We start from the raw sequence: 16,261 nt of genomic DNA on the forward strand, positions 1-16,261 counted from the left end.
ACCTGGAGCATGCGTGACCTTGGGGAACGCGCCAGGAGGCGGGACGCGGATCATTGCATCGCGGCGGGTACGCGGCCGTGAAGCGCCGGCAACGTGTCCGGCTAGAGCATCGGTAGTTTCAGGCCCTGCTCCCGGGCGCAGGCCTTCGCGATCTCGTAGCCGGCATCGGCATGGCGCATCACGCCGGTCGCGGGGTCGTTCCAGAGCACGCGGGCGATGCGGCGGTCGGCCTCAGCGCTGCCGTCGCAGACGATCACCACGCCGCTGTGCTGCGAGTAGCCCATGCCCACCCCGCCGCCATGGTGCAGCGACACCCAGGTGGCGCCGCCGGCAACGTTGAGCATGGCGTTGAGCAGCGGCCAGTCGCTGACGGCATCGGAGCCGTCGATCATGGCTTCGGTCTCGCGATTGGGCGAGGCGACGCTGCCGCTGTCGAGGTGATCGCGGCCGATCACCACCGGCGCCTTCAGCTCGCCTTTGCGCACCATCTCGTTGAACGCCAGGCCAAGCTTGTCGCGCAGGCCCAGGCCCACCCAGCAGATGCGCGCCGGCAGGCCCTGGAAGGCGATGCGCTCGCGCGCCATGTCCAGCCAGTTGTGCAGGTGCGCGTCGTCGGGAATCAGTTCCTTGACCTTGGCGTCTGTCTTGTAGATGTCCTCGGGATCGCCGCTGAGCGCGACCCAGCGGAACGGCCCCACGCCGCGACAGAACAGCGGGCGCACGTAGGCCGGCACGAAGCCCGGGAAGTCGAACGCGTTGGCGCAGCCTTCATCGAACGCCATCTGGCGGATGTTGTTGCCGTAGTCGAAGGTCGGGATGCCCTGCGCCTCGAACGCCAGCATCGCCTCGACGTGCACGCGCATCGACTTCTTGGCTTCGTCGCGCACGCGCTGCGGATCCGACGCCTGCGTCGCCAGCCACTGCTCCACCGTCCAGCCGATCGGCAGGTAGCCGTGCACGGGGTCGTGCGCGCTGGTCTGGTCGGTGACGGCATCGGGACGCACCCCGCGGCGCACGAGCTCCGGGAGCACCTCGGCGGCGTTGCCGAGCAGGGCGATCGACTTCGCCACGCCTGCCTGCGTGTACTTCGCGATGCGCGCCAGCGCGTCGTCGAGGTCGGCGGCCTGCTCGTCGACGTAGCGCGTGCGCAGGCGCATGTCGATGCGCGACTGCTGGCACTCGATGTTGAGGCTGCTGGCGCCGGCCAGCGACGCCGCCAGCGGCTGCGCGCCGCCCATGCCGCCGAGTCCCGCGGTCAGGATCCACTTGCCGGCCAGGTCGCCACCGTAGTGCTGGCGGCCCATCTCCACGAACGTCTCGTAGGTGCCCTGCACGATGCCCTGCGAGCCGATGTAGATCCACGAGCCCGCGGTCATCTGGCCGTACATCATCAAACCCTTTTTATCGAGCTCGTTGAAGTGCTCCCAGTTCGCCCAGTGCGGTACCAGGTTGGAGTTGGCGATCAGCACGCGAGGCGCGTCGGCGTGGGTGGGGAACACGCCAACGGGCTTTCCGGACTGGACCAGCAGGGTCTCGTCGTCGCCAAGCGTGCGCAACGATTGGAGGATCGCGTCGTAGCAGTCCCAGTCGCGAGCGGCGCGGCCGATGCCGCCGTAGACCACCAGCTCCGCCGGATTCTCGGCGACCTCGGGATCGAGGTTGTTCTGCAGCATCCGATACGGCGCCTCGGTGAGCCAGGAGCGGCAGGCGAGTTCGCTGCCGCGCGGCGCGCGGATGCTGCGTGAGGGGTCGTTGCGGTTCGACATGGCGGGTCCGTGGTGCGTGGAATCCGCCGGATTATGGCCGCAAACGGAAACGCCCGGCACGTGGCCGGGCGTCGTTGTCAGGCGGCGGACCGTCAGCGGATCGACGGATCGAGTTTGCGCAGCGCGTCCTGGATGTCGACCGAACCGGTGCGGTCGATGTCCTCGCGGGTGTAGACACGCCCGCCGGCCGCCACGCACTCCTTTTCGTCGGACTTCGAGCGCGCGTTGCGCGCCGCCACGACGCGCGAGCCGGTGTCCTGGATGCAGAACCGGTCGTCGTTCTTCTTCGGCTTGGCGCGCGACTGGCTGGCCTCTTCAGGCTCGTCCTGCGCGTGGACCAGCATCGGCGCCGACGCGAACGCCATCGCCACCAGCGCACCGGCCATTACTGTGAATTTCATCGCATCACCTCTCGGAGGGAGGACTCCACCGCATACGATACGCGCGCGATGGCTGGCGGCGTGTCGTGGCCCGCAAGGCGTTTAGCGCATCGTCAGCTGTCCGGCAGGCGCGGCACCTCGACCGCCGGGAGCAGCCGCACGCGGTAGCGGCGCTCGGCGAAGTAGCGGATCTTGCGGCAGCGCACCGGGTGCGGCAGGCCCTCGCACAGCAGGATCTCGCGCTTCACGCCCATCGCCTTCAGCTCCTGCGGCAGCATCAGCGCGCGTCGCTCTTCCGACTCGCTGCGCGACAGTTCCGCCCGGCGTCGCCCGCGGGTCAGGTTGCGGCGGCGCACTGTGGTGTAGCCGAGCATTTCCGAGTAGTCGTTGGCATCGTGCTGCTCGCGCGGCGCGAACACCACCTGCATGGCGTGGTTGGTGAGGATGGCGCGCGCCACGTCCTTGCCATAGGTGGCATCGAGCTGCGCCATGCTCTGGATCACCGGCAGCAGGCGCAGGTTGTAGCCGGCCATGTAGGCCATGGCGCTGGCGATGATGTCGATGCGACCGACGGCGGTGAACTCATCCATGAGCAGCAGGCACTGCTGGCGCAGCGTCGGGTCGTCCTTCGGCAGCAGGCGCGTGTTGAGGTTGATCAGCTGGCTGAAGAACAGGTTGAGGATCGCCCTGCCCTCCGCCAGCCGGTTGGGCTGGATGCCGACGTAGATGGTCATCGGCCGGCGGCGCACGTCGTCGAGGAGGAAGTCGTTGCCGCTGGTGGCGGCGTCGAGTGCCGGATCGATCCACGCGTTGAGCGGCTCGCGGAAGCTGCCGAGGATGGACGCGAATGTCTCCTCGGCCTGCGACAGCAGGTTGCCGAACGCGCGGCGCGCATGCTCGCCAAGGAAGTGGCGCTCAGCCAGGTCCTGCACGTGCGCGCGCGCCGGCGTGCCTTCCGCAGACGAAAGCCGGAACAGGCGGCCGATGGTGGGGAACACGTGGTATTCCGGCGGGAAGCCTTCGCGCGCCTGCGCCTCGTAGTGGTCGAACAGGAACAGCGCGAAGGCCATGAACGCGTTGCGCGCCTGGCTGGTCCAGAATTTCTGCTCGGCGCCGGCGTCCGGGTACAGCATCACCGCGATGCCCTGCAGGTCGGACACGCGCTGCAGGGCGTCGGTGGACACGTAGACGAGCGGGTTCCAGCGATGCGTGCACCGGTCTTCGGCAAAGGGATTGAACAGGAACACCTGCTGCCCCTGCGCCGCGCGCCAGCCGCTGGTGAGCTGGAAGTTCTCCTGCTTGATGTCCAGCACCACCACCGAACCACGGTAATCGAGCAGGTTCGGCACCACCACGCCGACGCCCTTGCCCGAGCGCGTCGGCGCCGCCAGCACCACCGATTGCTGGCCGGCCAGGCGCAGCAGGCGCCCGCCATAGCGACCGACCACGATGCCTTCGCCCGAAGAGGTGAACAGGCCGTGCCGCAGCAGGTCGAAGGCGTTGGCGAAACGCGCCTTGCCGTGCATCGCGCGCCGCGACGGTCGCAGCAACAGGAACACCGGCACGGTGGAGGCGAGCAGCGGCAGGCCGAGCCCCACTGCGCCGGCCATCCGGATGCGGCCGGCGAACGGCGCCAGTCCGGGCAGGTCGATGGCACGCAGGTAGGCCGGCCAGGTGGCGAGCCCTGCGGTGAGATCGCCGAGTCCAAGCAGCCTCAGCACCAGCCACCCCGACAGCCAGAGCCCCGCGACACATGCGACGCCCACGCACGCCAGCGCCAGCGCCAACGCGATCCTGATCCTGTCCATGTCCACCGTCCCTGGTGATCTGCCTGCTGATGCGGCGCGGCATCCTGCCGCCCCGCCCCGTGCCCGTCCCGGGCGCGTCCGAGCTTAGCGTAAGCTCGGGACGCTGGCCCAGCCTGGAGGTTCGGTGACGATGCACTGGCCTGGCTTCAACGCCGACGGCGCGCTGCTGCTGCCGCTCGAAAAACGCGACCTGCTCGCGGCCGACATGCCGCTGCGCCTCAGGCTCGACGGCCTGGTGCTGGAGCAGAAGCATGAGCTGCACGTCACCCTGCTCAACCACGCCACGGCCAGCGTCGTGCTCGACCGCCTCGATCCGCCTGCCGTGGCCGATGCCTTCGCCGCGTTCGACTGGCGGATCATCCCGACGCAGCGCTACGCGCTGGTGCACAAGACCAAGGACGAGTGGGACGGCCCGCTGCAGGCATGGGCGGTGATCGAGCACCTGCAGATGCCGGCCTTCGCCGCGTTCCGCGACAGGCTTGCGCGGGCGAGCGGCCTGGCGCTGGACTGCGGTATTCCCCACGTCACCCTGTATGTCGCGGGCGACCCGGCCGGGATCGGCCTGCCGGACCTGGCGACCTGGCGTGCGTGCTTCGTGCGCGAGGTCGGGGGCGATGAAGTGCGGCGGCGGGCGGTGCCCGGACCCACGCGCCGCTGACGGTATCGGCGAGCGTCCGGGGAAGGTACGACCGCCAATCCGGGTTACCCCCTGGCTGGAGGATCCACAGGTGGGCCGTCCTGCCCCATGATCCTGGGGATTGCGCCGACAACGACCAGCGCGAACAGCGTGGTGATGAGCGCGACGATCTCCATGCCGATGCCCGCCGCCATGCCGACGGCGGAGGTCATCCAGATGCCCGCGGCCGTGGTGAGCCCCTCGACCCGCGCGCCCCTGTCCATCTTGATGATGGCGCCCGCGCCGAGGAAGCCGATGCCGGACACGATGCCCTGCATCACGCGCGTGATGTCGGCCATCGGTACCTCCGCCATGGCCGGCGCCAGGACAAACAGGGCGGATCCGATCGACACCAGGATGTGGGTCTTGAACCCCGCCGAGCGGCCCTTGCGTTCGCGCTCGTAGCCGATCAGCCCACCGAGGACCGCCGCGGTGAGCACGCGTGCGACCACGACCGTCAGCGTGGCCACGCTGGGGAGCGCGTACTCCCGGCCCAGCGCGCTGCCGATTTCGGCCATCACGCTCATGCGGTCGACCGGTCAGGCCGGGGCACGGCGAACGTCATCGGGGCATCATTCCTGGCAGCTTGCGGCGGATCCGCCCAAAAAGCCTAGCACGCACCCCGGAAACACAAAACCCCCGAATAATCAGGGGTTTGTGTGGATCCCAACGATTGTCCACGCGTGGAAAGCGTGGTGGGCGGTGAGGGTTTCGAACCCCCGACCCCTACCATGTCAAGGTAATGCTCTACCACTGAGCTAACCGCCCGAAGGGAGGCGAATTCTAGCGGTTGCATTCGGCGGCGGCAAGCCTAGCGGAATGCGAGCATGGCCTCCTTGAGGCGATGGATCTGGTCGCGCACCCCGGCGGCCGCCTCGAACTCGAGGTCGCGGGCGTGCTGGTACATCTGCTGCTCCAGCGCCTTGAGCCTGGCGGCGGCCTTGGCCGGGCCCAGGCTGGCGTAATCCTCGGGGCGCTCGGCCACCGCGCGCACCTTGCCGCGACCACCGCGGCCGCCCTTGGATTCGGCCTGCTCGCTGCGCGCGCCTTCCATGATGTCCATGACCGGGCGCGCGACCGAGCGCGGGGTGATGCCGTGCTCGAGGTTGTATTCGACCTGCCTGGCGCGGCGGCGGTCGGTCTCGTCGATCGCGCGTTTCATCGAGTCGGTGACGCGGTCGGCGTAGAGGATCGCCTTGCCGCGCAGGTTGCGCGCGGCGCGGCCGATGGTCTGGATCAGCGAGCCGGTGGAGCGCAGGAAGCCCTCCTTGTCGGCGTCGAGGATCGCCACCAGCGACACCTCGGGCATGTCCAGGCCCTCGCGCAGCAGGTTGATGCCGACCAGCACGTCGAACTTGCCCAGCCGCAGGTCGCGGATGATCTCCACGCGCTCGACGGTGTCGATGTCGGAGTGCAGGTAGCGCACGCGCACGTCGTGCTCGGACAGGTACTCGGTGAGGTTCTCCGCCATGCGCTTGGTGAGCGTGGTGATCAGCACGCGGTCGCCCATCGCAACGCGCAGGTTGATCTCGCCGAGCACGTCGTCGACCTGGGTGGCGACCGGGCGGATCTCGACTTCAGGGTCGATGAGCCCGGTGGGGCGCACCACCAGCTCCACCATCTCGCCTTCGCAGTGCTCGTACTCGTACTTGCCCGGCGTGGCGGACACGAAGATCATCCGCGGCGCACGCGCCTCCCACTCCTCGAAGCGCAGCGGGCGGTTGTCGAGCGCCGACGGCAGCCGGAAGCCGAACTCCACCAGCGTCTCCTTGCGCGCACGGTCACCGCGGTACATGCCGCCGATCTGCGGCACGGTGACGTGCGACTCGTCGACCACCAGCAGCGCGTCGGGCGGCAGGTAGTCGAACAGCGTCGGCGGTGGCGCACCGGGTTCGCGGCGGGTCATGTGCCGCGAGTAGTTCTCGATGCCGTTGCAGTAGCCGACCTCGGCCATCATCTCCAGGTCGAACTGGGTGCGCTGCTGCAGGCGCTGCGCCTCGACCAGCTTGTTCTGCGCGTACAGCTGCTCCAGGCGCTCGCGCAGCTCGATCTTGATGGTCTCGACCGCGGTGAGCACGCTCTCGCGGGTGCTCGCATAGTGCGTCTTCGGGTACACGGTGAAGCGTGGCACCTTGCGCTGCACTTCGCCGGTGAGCGGATCGAACAGGCTGAGGTTCTCGACCTCGCCGTCGAACAGTTCGATGCGCAGTGCCTCGGCCTCCGACTCGGCCGGGTGCACGTCGATCACCTCGCCGCGCACGCGATAGGTGCCGCGGCGCAGCTCGGTGTCGTTGCGGGTGTACTGCAGCTCGGTAAGCTGGCGGATCAGCTGGCGCTGCTCGATGCGCTCGCCGCGCGCCAGGATCAGGCGCAGCTTCAGGTAGTCCTCCGGGTCGCCAAGGCCATAGATCGCCGACACCGTGGCCACGATCAGCGCATCCGGCCGCGACAGCAGCGCCTTGGTCGCCGACAGGCGCATCTGCTCGATGTGCTCGTTCATCGCACTGTCCTTGTCGATGAACGTGTCGGACGACGGGATGTACGCCTCCGGCTGGTAGTAGTCGTAGTAGCTGACGAAATACTCGACCGCGTTGTGCGGAAAGAACGACTTGAACTCGCCGTACAGCTGCGCCGCCAGCGTCTTGTTGGGCGCCATGACGATGGTCGGCTTCTGCACCGCCTGGACCACGTTGGCGATGGTGTAGGTCTTTCCGGAGCCGGTCACACCGAGCAGCGTCTGCCGGGCCAGGCCCGCCTCGAAGCCGTCGATGAGCCGCTTGATCGCCTGCGGCTGGTCGCCGGCGGGCTGGTAGGGGGAGACAAGCTGGAACGGCGTATGGGTGGCGGATCGCATCGGCCCATTGTAGGCGGGCGGGTGCAACGGCCTGCGAAGGACGCAGGAATGGCGGACAGGCCCTCGTGTGTGTGTCCGACCCCGGCGGTGGCGACCTTCCTACCCCTCCGACCTCCGGGCACCGATGGCCCTGGCCCTGCGGAGCGCCTAGCGTTGTCGGTCCGTGGTACCGGCAAGGAGGCTGGGCATGGCATGGCGCGACGCGGGCTTCACCCTGATCGAGGCGATGGTGGTTGCGGCCATCGCCGCCGTCACCCTCACCCTCGGACTGCCCTCGTTCAACGGCACGCTGGAGCGGCACCGCGTTTCGGCGAGCCTGCACCTGTTGTCCGCCGACATGGCGATGGCGCGCAACAGCGCGATCATGCGCCGCGAACAGGTGGTGGTGTGCCCCGGCGTGGCCGATGCCGGCTGCCGCGGCGACCACGACTGGAGCACGGGATGGCTGGTGTTCCGCGACCCGGACGGCAACCGCCAGCCCGATGCCCACGGAGACCTGCTGCGCGCCACGGACGCGCCCGCAGGCGGCCCGGACCGCCTCCGGCTGACCTCCAGCCGCCCCTTCCTGCGCTACCAGGCCAGTGGCATGAGCGCGCACAGCAACCTGAGCGTGAACGCCTGCGCGCGCGGCCAGTTGCGCGGCAAGGTGGTCGTGAACCGTCTCGGACGCGTGCGCGCGGAGCGCCCCATCCGCGAAACCGCGTGCCCGTGAGCCGTTTTCCTTGACCGCGGCCAGTTACGCTCTAAAATACCGGTCCCCGCCCGAATAGCTCAGCCGGTTAGAGCACTTGACTGTTAATCAGGGGGTCGTTGGTTCGAGTCCAACTTCGGGCGCCAAATCTATCAATGACTTAGGGTCGCCTCGGCGGCCCTTTTTCTTGGGCGAGTTATACCGTGGGGACACTGTGGGGGCGGCAGCCTTCGCCAGGGTACCTACCGTCCCTTCATTTGAATGGTTGGGTGGACGCTTCGGGGCCGGACGCGATTTGCGCAAACCGAACTTCCTTTGGCATCGCAAGACCCACTGATATCCTCGACCTTCGAGCTAGGGGAAGGGGTGGGGTTTTGGCTATTAAGCGTACGAAGGCGACCAGTCGCAACCAGGCAACGGACTACCTGCACAGTCAAGAGGCGACTCAACGCCCGGACGTTGGGGTCCAAGACCAGTTCCAGTCCAAGAAGCCCCCGAAGACCTACCGATTCGATAGCAGCCTTGACCCGGCGCTAAGTTGGGACGAGAACCGCGAGCGCGAGCTGGCCGAATGGCTCATCGGTCTTGTGCAGCGGTGCGCCTCCGAGGGCGAAGCCAACGTATTCGGCGAAGCGCAGGTCTGGGCGGGTGGCAGTGTCCAGGTCCAGTCTCTTGGCGCGGCGGCCAACTTGCTTCAAACGCTGTCCCAACCATTCTTGAACTGGGCAGGCAAGGCGGAACGGCATCAGATTGAGGTGCCTACCGTCCCCCTTTTTGTCCACGAACGCCATTCGACGAAAGCGATTCTCGAAGGCATCAAGAACCGAAAAGCCAAAGGCACGTCACTGGACCTGTTCGGAGATGGCGGCCTCGACGTTACGGACAAGCTCGACGCCTACGAGCACAAGGGGCCGTGGCAAAACCGAATGATGCTCGGTGACAGCCTGCAAATCATGAACTCCATGTTGGAGTTTGAGGGCTTGGGTGGCCAAGTCCAGATGGTGTACATGGACCCACCCTACGGCGTGAAGTTCGGCTCCAATTTCCAGCCTTTTGTTCGTAGTAAACAAGTCAAGCACGCGGTAGATGCTGAGATGACGCGCGAGCCAGAGATGGTTAGAGCCTATCGAGACACTTGGGAGCTTGGGCTGCACTCGTATCTGACTTATCTCCGCGACCGTCTGTTATTGGCCAAGGAACTTCTAAGCGAAACAGGAAGTATTTTTGTTCAGATATCGGATGAAAATCTGCACCATGTCCGAGAGATTTTGGACGAGGTGTTCGGTGCTGAGAACGCCATATCAATCATAACGTTCTCCAAGACCGCAAGCACTGCATCAAACCTCTTAAGCTCCGAATCGGATTTTCTGTTGTGGTATGCCAAAGACAAGAAGCGAGCAAAGTATCGTCAATTGTACTTACCCAAAGAGCAAACGACCTTCAAAAGTTACAAGTACGCAGTAGCTCCTGATTCATCGACCGTACGCTTGATTTCCAAGGAAGAACGAGAAGGCTCGTCACCTTTGCCCGAGGGTTGGCGGCTAGCGCAATTGAGCTTTGCGGTTTCGCAAGATGCAGGGAAACCAGAAGAGCGTTTCTACACCTTTAATGGCAAGAGATATGACTGTGGTGCACACCGGCACTGGAAGACGACCAATCCAAGTGGTTTAGACAGACTTGCAGAAGCAAAGCGCCTGATTGGCCTCGCGAGCCAGTTGAACTACATCCGCTATCTCGCCGACTTTCCCGTCACCCCTCTGACAAACTCATGGAGTGACACAGGAAGCGCTGGCTATTCCAGCTCTGACCCCAAGGTCTATGTTGTTCAAACGGACAGACTAGTAATACAGCGGTGCATGTTGATGACGACAGACCCAGGTGACCTTGTGTTCGACCCCACCTGTGGTTCTGGCTCAACGGCGTACGTGGCTGAGCAATGGGGCCGCCGATGGATAACGTGCGACACATCGCGCGTACCGCTCGCCCTCGCGCGACAAAGATTGCTAACCGCTACCTTTCCCTATTACGAACTGAAAGAGCCGCAACTGGGGCCACAGGGCGGGTTCGTCTATCAGAGGAAACAAAACCGAAATGGAGAGGAAGTTGGTGGGCTAGTGCCTCATACAACGCTGCAATCCATAGCTAATGAAGCACCGCCTGCCACGGAAGTTATAAGCGACCGCCCTGAAGTCAAGAAGTCGATAGTCCGTGTATCTGGCCCATTCGTTGTTGAGGCGACGATTGCTCCGGCGCAGGGTCGCAGTTCGATGACCGGACAATTTGAGGATGGCATCGGTGAAGAGCTTGCGAGCTATTCCGACGCAGCGACGCACATTGAACGAATGACCCAAGTACTGCGTCAGTCCAGGACCCTACGCCTACCGGGAAATAGGGAACTATCTTTGGCTGATATTCGCCGGGTCACTGACGGCGAGTACCTGCACGCGGAAGGGCAAGACAGCGATGGCAACAAGATTGCAGTTGTCTTTGGGCCTCAGGATGGAGCGATTTCTTCTAGCGTTGTCTACGAAGCTGCGCGCGAAGCGTATTTCCTAAAGTTTACGCGGCTCTATTTCTTTGGATTTGCAATCAACGCCAAGGCAAGAGAGCTGCTCGAAGACCATAAGAAGCTGCGCATTCCATCGACATACGTGAGCGTCACTCCGGACGTTGCTATGAGTGATTTGCTGAAGACAAGCCGCGCCAGCGAGATTTTCTCGATTACTGGGCTGCCGGACGCCGTCGTCCGCAAGACCGGTAAGGAGAATGACGACGGGGCTGCCCTCTACGAAGTCGAGCTAAAGGGTCTCGATGTATTCAATCCCAGCACCATGGAGCAGGAGGCTATTGAAGGTCAAAACATGCCTGCTTGGATGCTCGATACCGATTACAACGGAATGAGCTTCTATGCCACGCAGGTCTTCTTCCCGAAGACTTCCGCATGGGACAACTTGAAGAAGTCGCTCAAGGTGGACTTCGACGAGTCGGTTTGGGCGCATCTGGCAGGGACCATCAGCGAGCCTTTCGTGCCAGGGGAAACCAAACGAGTAGCCGTCAAGGTCATCGACGAGCGTGGCAATGAATTGATGCGAGTGTTGGAGGTTGCGGTATGAGCTACAAGCCAAAGACCCTGTTCCGTCTCATCGAAGACATCAACTCATCGCTGTATCTGCCGCATATCCAGCGCCCGTTCGTCTGGGAAGAAGAGCAGATGGTGAAACTCTTCGATAGCCTGATGCGGAACTACCCGATTCAGACCCTGCTTTTCTGGCGGACGAAGGACGAAATCAAAGCCCGTCAGTTCATGAATGTCGTTGACTGGGACGCGGACCTCAGTGACTACTACGAGCCGAATGTAAGCAAGGAGGGCCACGAGAAGGTCTTCGTGCTCGATGGACAGCAGCGCCTTCAGACGTTGTTCGCAATTTTCTCTGGCGCAATCAAGCCCGAAGGTAGCGACCGTGCTGAAGCGTACTTTGAAGTCGCAAGCGGAGAAGCAGTTGCTGACTCCGGCCTGCAATACTCGCTGAAGTTCTCCAATTCACCGTTGCCATTCCCCTGGTATCGGGTAGCCGACCTTCTTGGCAAGGACTCGCAGAAGAACGCAGAGGAACTGTCAGACCGCGCGAACGACTTGCTCGACACATCCGATGCGGCGATGACTCCCGAGTACGCACCGAGCGATGACCAGCAGAAGGCGAGGCAGAAGCAGGTCCGCCGGAACTTCTCCCAACTGGTCTCGCTGTTGAGGGAAGAGAAACATTTTTGGGTCCAGGAACTGGACGGCGTTGCAAACAAGTACCCGTACCGGACGGTCTTGGACATCTTTGTTCGAGTGAACTCCGGCGGCACGAAGCTCGATGCCTCGGACCTGATGTTTGCCGCAATGAAGGAAGGCTGGGGCGAAATCGAAGAGGCCATCGAGGACACGACAGAACTACTCAACAGCACGAACCTCGACTTCGACAAGTCGTTCCCACTGAAGTGCCTCCTGGTCGTCCATGGCCGCGGGGCTGAAGCCTCGCCGGAAAAATTCAGTGGGGAAGACGGGACCAAGTTGCTTCAGGACATGAAAGCCGGCTGGGACCGCGCTGAGCAGGCGTTCCAGGAGCTGCGCGATTTCCTGAAGTCCGACCTCAAGGTTTACGCCGACAAGGTCATCCGTAGCTACAACAGCTTCATTCCACTTTTCGACTACCTGTATGCCAACCCCAAGCCGAATGAACGCAGTAAGGCGCTCATGCGTGCGTACCACTACAAGGCTCAGATGTTTGGGTGGTACTCCCAGAGCACGGATTCGGTCATCAACGGACTTCACTCGATTGTTGGCATTGCCTCGCCAGCCGGATTCCCCATGGCCGAGGTCAAGAATTTCTTCCGGAGCCGAGGCAACAAGACCGACCTTCATCCCACGGACCTCAATACCAGTAGGCTTCGCTACATTCTTCTCAACCTGGTCTACGTGGACCAGATGGGCGGGTCGCCGTTTGACGTCAAGTTCAAAGGCAACGAGCCACACATCGACCACATCTATCCGCGGCACGCCCTGCTCACCAAGCTCGCCCTTCCTAGCAGCGAAGTGAACACAATCGGCAACTTCCGGTTTGTCGGCGCGACCGACAACATTCGCAAGCGGGCCGAGCTTCCCGCGGACTACTTCGGCCGCCTGAAAGCGGCAGGAACTCCTATCGAGAAGCATCTACTCGTTGACTTCTATTCGGCAGTCCCGAGCAGCATGGCCTTCGACGCGCTGACCTACCGCGCGTTTCGCGAAGCCCGCGCCAACAAAATTTGGGAAATCTGTAACAAGACGGTAAACCCGGAAAGCATCGCCGCCCCCGCAGAGGCGGTCGCATGAGCCAAATCAATGCCGTAGAAGCTCCCATCATCAATTTGCCCTACGATGACCCGAAGCATCACTGGCATATCGAAGAGGCCAAGCAGCCGGAGAAGCGGCTTGGTCGGCGTCTGGCGTCCTACTTCTTCCGCGTCCCTGACCGCGCGGCTCGGGGCCGCAACAGCAAGCAACAGGCGGCTCTGTTCGATGATGCGGCGAAGGGAGAGGAGTACCTGCTCGACCTGGCCAACCTCCTGCGGCAACGCGTACAGGAATGGCGTGCTCGGGATTACTCTGGTGCGACCAAAGTTACTCGGGAACTCCTGGAACTCTGGCGCTCCCCGGACCGAGCGCAGCGCCTGTTCTTCGCTCAGCTTGAGGCGGTCGAGACGGTGCTGTTCCTTGTGGAAGGGCCAGAGGACCTGAAGCAGGGCGTTGTTATCCCCACAGACCAGCCCGGTGACGACGCCAAGGCAGAAGGCTACAAGGCGTTCGTCCGGTATGCCTTGAAGATGGCCACAGGCAGTGGCAAGACCACCGTCATGGGCATGCTGTCGGCGTGGTCCATCATCAACAAGGTCGCGCAGCCCCAAGCGGCTGTCTATTCGGATACGGTGCTTATCGTCTGCCCGAACGTCACCATCCGTGACCGACTGCGCGAGCTGGACCCGAACCTCGATGAGCTGAGTCTTTACAGGACGCGCCAACTGGTTCCGCTGCACCGTATGCAGGACCTTCGCCGTGGCGAGGTTTTCATTACCAACTGGCACAACCTGGAACGTCGCGAGCTGGGAGACGTCAATGGCACGTCTGCGCGAGTCGTAAAGCGAGGTGTTCCAGTCGAGAAAACTCGAACGGTCAAGCTCGGTGGCAAGCTCAACTTGACCGAAGCAGACATCCGACAGCAGGCGCTAACCGGCGCGTTCGAAATCGTTTGGGAACTGAGGGACCCCAAAGGCAAGCTGACTGGCTTTGACGTCCGCGAGATTCGCTACTACGAGAGCGATGCGGCGTTCCTCCGGCGAGTACTCGGCAATCGCAAGGGGCGCAGTTCCGCCATTCTTGTGATGAACGACGAAGCTCACCACGCCTACCGCCGGGGCAAGCTGGATTCGGAAGACGCCTACTCCATCGACGAGGAGACGGCAGAAGCCGATGCTCGCGAGGCAACGGTCTGGATTGAAGGCTTGGACCGCATCAATAAGGCGCTGGGTGGGAAGACCAACGGCGTTCGCCTCTGCGTAGACCTGTCTGCCACGCCATTCTTCATCCAAGGAAGCGGCAACGAGGTCGGCAAACCGTTCCCATGGGTGGTATCGGACTTCAGCCTCCTGGAAGCAATCGAGGCAGGACTGGTGAAGATTCCACAGTTGCCGACTCAGGATATCGGCGGCACAGCGACCCCGGCCTACTTCAATGTATGGCGATGGGTCCAGGAAATGGCGGAGAACGATGGCGTGAGCGGGAAGCTCACCCCCGACGTGATGATGCGTTATGCGACCCAGCCCATCACTCAACTGGCGGACGAGTGGCGGAAGACCGCTGCGGAATGGGACGCGCAGTTCAAGGCGGGACACCGAAAGAGCAATGTGCCTCCTGTCTTCATCATCGTGTGTCGCGATACCGCTTTGGCAAAGGAACTGTATGACTGGCTTGCCAACGGCAATCCACTGTTCGGTGCCTCGCCAGACCAATTCCGAAACGCGCCCGGCCGAGAGTGGACGGTGCGCGTTGACAGCAAGGTGGCCGAGGACATTGCGGAAGGCGGCGGCAAGAATGACGAGGCCCGCCGCCTCCGGTTCGTACTTGAGACAATCGGCAGGACGGCGTGGCCGGGCAACAAGTCGCCCGAGGAATACACGGTGCTCGTGGACAAGCACAATCACAGAGCGATGGAGGATGACGACAACGGCTTGATGACGTTGGACGCCAGCGTCCCCCCAGGTCGAGACGTGCGTTGCATCATCTCCGTGGCAATGCTCTCCGAAGGCTGGGATGCCACCACAGTGACCCATGTGGTCGGATTGCGCCCGTTCGGTTCGCAGCTCCTCTGCGAACAAGTGGTTGGCCGCGCGTTGCGCCGCACTTCTTATGCCGTTGATGAGGCGACAGGCTTCTTCCGCGAGGAGACCGCCAAGGTCTTTGGCGTTCCGTTTGAGCTGATTCCGTTCAAGGTCGAAGGGGGCGCTCAGCAGCCTCCCACGCCCCCTGCCAATCAAATCTATGCCGTTCCTACCAAGACGGAGTTCGAGATTTCGTTCCCCGTGGTCGAGGGATACACGGACCCCGGCATCACCCGACTGGTCTTGGATTGGGCGAAGGTGCCGACCCTTGTGCTCGACCCCATGGAGGTTCCCGACCTAACACTGATGAAAGGACTGACCACCGTTGACGGTGCCCTGGCGGCCTACGGTCCAGGTGAGTCGGCCGTGGTCACTCTCGACCAATGGCGTACCCGTATTCGGCTTCAGCAAGTTGCATTCACGTTGGCCAAGGTTGTCACTCAGCAATGGCAGCAGGAACAAGGCGACACCATCCCAACTCATCGCCTTTTCCCGCAGTTACTGACGTACGCCCAGCAATTCCTGACGAGCAAGGTGGAGTGTCGGGGAAACAGCCTTCCGCAGGACGTAGCTCTCAACCCCTACTTCCTACGGGCTGCGGGAATCCTCTACGACGCCCTCCAATCGGTCGATGAGAGCGGGCGCACCAAGGAACGGCCCGTCATAGCTCCCGGGCCTGCCGGTGAGCGCACAACGCGATTCGTGGAGTTCAACACGGGGCGGCAACCATGGCCTGCCAGCAAGTGCCATTTGAATGCCATCGTCGCCGATACCAAGACGTGGGAGCAGGCAGCAGCTACTGCTTTGGACGCAGCCACGGAAGTCCGACGCTGGGTCAAGAATGACCATCTTGGCTTCATCATCCCCTACCGAAAGGATGGAGTGCGGCGTCGCTATCTGCCTGACTTCATCGTAGAGCTGACCACGGGAGAGCAGCTCATCATCGAAATCAAGGGTGAGCTTGGCGACGCTGAAATCAAGGCAGCGGCCGCGGAGCGTTGGTGTAACGCTGTGAACAACGATGGACGGTTCGGCCGTTGGTCTTACCATCTGGTACGTCAGCCACCGGACCTGCTCAAGGTCATCCACCTACTGACACGGCACCGGAAGGCTGGGTAAATCAGCCTTTGCTAGTGCGTGCGCACGGCATGCGCTGCGAAGCCGGGATACTGGGACATAGCGATGT

10 protein-coding genes and 2 tRNA genes are annotated in these 16,261 nt (G+C 63.2%); 6 read left to right on the plus strand and 6 right to left on the minus strand.

Annotation, left to right across the window (positions count from 1 at the left end):
• Positions 1-101: 101 nt before the first annotated feature.
• The 3 genes from hutU to H5368_RS06070 all read right to left on the minus strand — a co-directional run bounded on the left by hutU (position 102) and on the right by H5368_RS06070 (position 3,954).
• Positions 102-1,766: a urocanate hydratase gene (gene hutU, locus H5368_RS06060; protein WP_182822370.1), complete on the minus strand. Its 1,665-nt coding sequence runs from the start codon at positions 1,764-1,766 to the stop codon at positions 102-104.
• Positions 1,767-1,858: 92 nt separating this feature from the next.
• Positions 1,859-2,167, minus strand: a complete 309-nt coding sequence (locus H5368_RS06065) for a hypothetical protein (protein WP_182822372.1) — start codon at positions 2,165-2,167, stop codon at positions 1,859-1,861.
• Between the two features lie 92 nt (positions 2,168-2,259).
• A complete protein-coding gene (locus H5368_RS06070; RefSeq protein ID WP_182822374.1) occupies positions 2,260-3,954 on the minus strand; it encodes a type IV secretory system conjugative DNA transfer family protein in 1,695 nt (564 codons plus the stop codon).
• Between the two features lie 130 nt (positions 3,955-4,084).
• On the opposite strand from H5368_RS06070, the gene H5368_RS06075 reads away from it, so the two are divergent.
• On the plus strand, positions 4,085-4,612 hold the full coding sequence (locus H5368_RS06075) for a hypothetical protein (protein ID WP_182822376.1): 528 nt from the start codon (positions 4,085-4,087) through the stop codon (positions 4,610-4,612).
• A 44-nt stretch (positions 4,613-4,656) separates the two neighbouring features.
• Here the strand turns inward: H5368_RS06075 and H5368_RS06080 are convergent, their stop codons facing one another.
• The 3 genes from H5368_RS06080 to uvrB form a co-directional block, all read right to left on the minus strand.
• Complete coding sequence (locus H5368_RS06080) at positions 4,657-5,148, minus strand: MgtC/SapB family protein (protein WP_220486505.1); 492 nt, start codon at positions 5,146-5,148, stop codon at positions 4,657-4,659.
• Positions 5,149-5,323: 175 nt separating this feature from the next.
• Positions 5,324-5,398, minus strand: a tRNA-Val gene (locus tag H5368_RS06085).
• 43 nt (positions 5,399-5,441) lie between these two features.
• A complete protein-coding gene (uvrB, locus tag H5368_RS06090; protein WP_182822379.1) occupies positions 5,442-7,484 on the minus strand; it encodes an excinuclease ABC subunit UvrB in 2,043 nt (680 codons plus the stop codon).
• Between the two features lie 187 nt (positions 7,485-7,671).
• On the opposite strand from uvrB, the gene H5368_RS06095 reads away from it, so the two are divergent.
• The 5 genes from H5368_RS06095 (at position 7,672) to H5368_RS06115 (ending at position 16,194) form a co-directional block, all read left to right on the plus strand.
• Complete coding sequence (locus H5368_RS06095; RefSeq protein ID WP_182822381.1) at positions 7,672-8,196, plus strand: GspH/FimT family pseudopilin; 525 nt, start codon at positions 7,672-7,674, stop codon at positions 8,194-8,196.
• A 48-nt stretch (positions 8,197-8,244) separates the two neighbouring features.
• Positions 8,245-8,321: transfer RNA gene (locus tag H5368_RS06100), tRNA-Asn, on the plus strand.
• 228 nt (positions 8,322-8,549) lie between these two features.
• On the plus strand, positions 8,550-11,288 hold the full coding sequence (locus H5368_RS06105) for a site-specific DNA-methyltransferase (RefSeq protein WP_182822384.1): 2,739 nt from the start codon (positions 8,550-8,552) through the stop codon (positions 11,286-11,288).
• The gene (locus tag H5368_RS06110; RefSeq protein WP_182822386.1) at positions 11,285-13,033 is read left to right on the plus strand and encodes a DUF262 domain-containing protein; all 1,749 of its coding nucleotides are present in this window, start codon (positions 11,285-11,287) and stop codon (positions 13,031-13,033) included. Before H5368_RS06105 ends, H5368_RS06110 begins: the two co-directional genes overlap by 4 nt.
• A complete protein-coding gene (locus H5368_RS06115; RefSeq protein ID WP_182822389.1) occupies positions 13,030-16,194 on the plus strand; it encodes a DEAD/DEAH box helicase family protein in 3,165 nt (1,054 codons plus the stop codon). The genes H5368_RS06110 and H5368_RS06115 overlap by 4 nt, the downstream gene beginning before the upstream one ends.
• Positions 16,195-16,261 lie beyond the last annotated feature (67 nt).

The sequence above is a fragment of the Luteimonas sp. MC1782 genome (genome assembly GCF_014164605.1).
Lineage (GTDB): Bacteria > Pseudomonadota > Gammaproteobacteria > Xanthomonadales > Xanthomonadaceae > Luteimonas.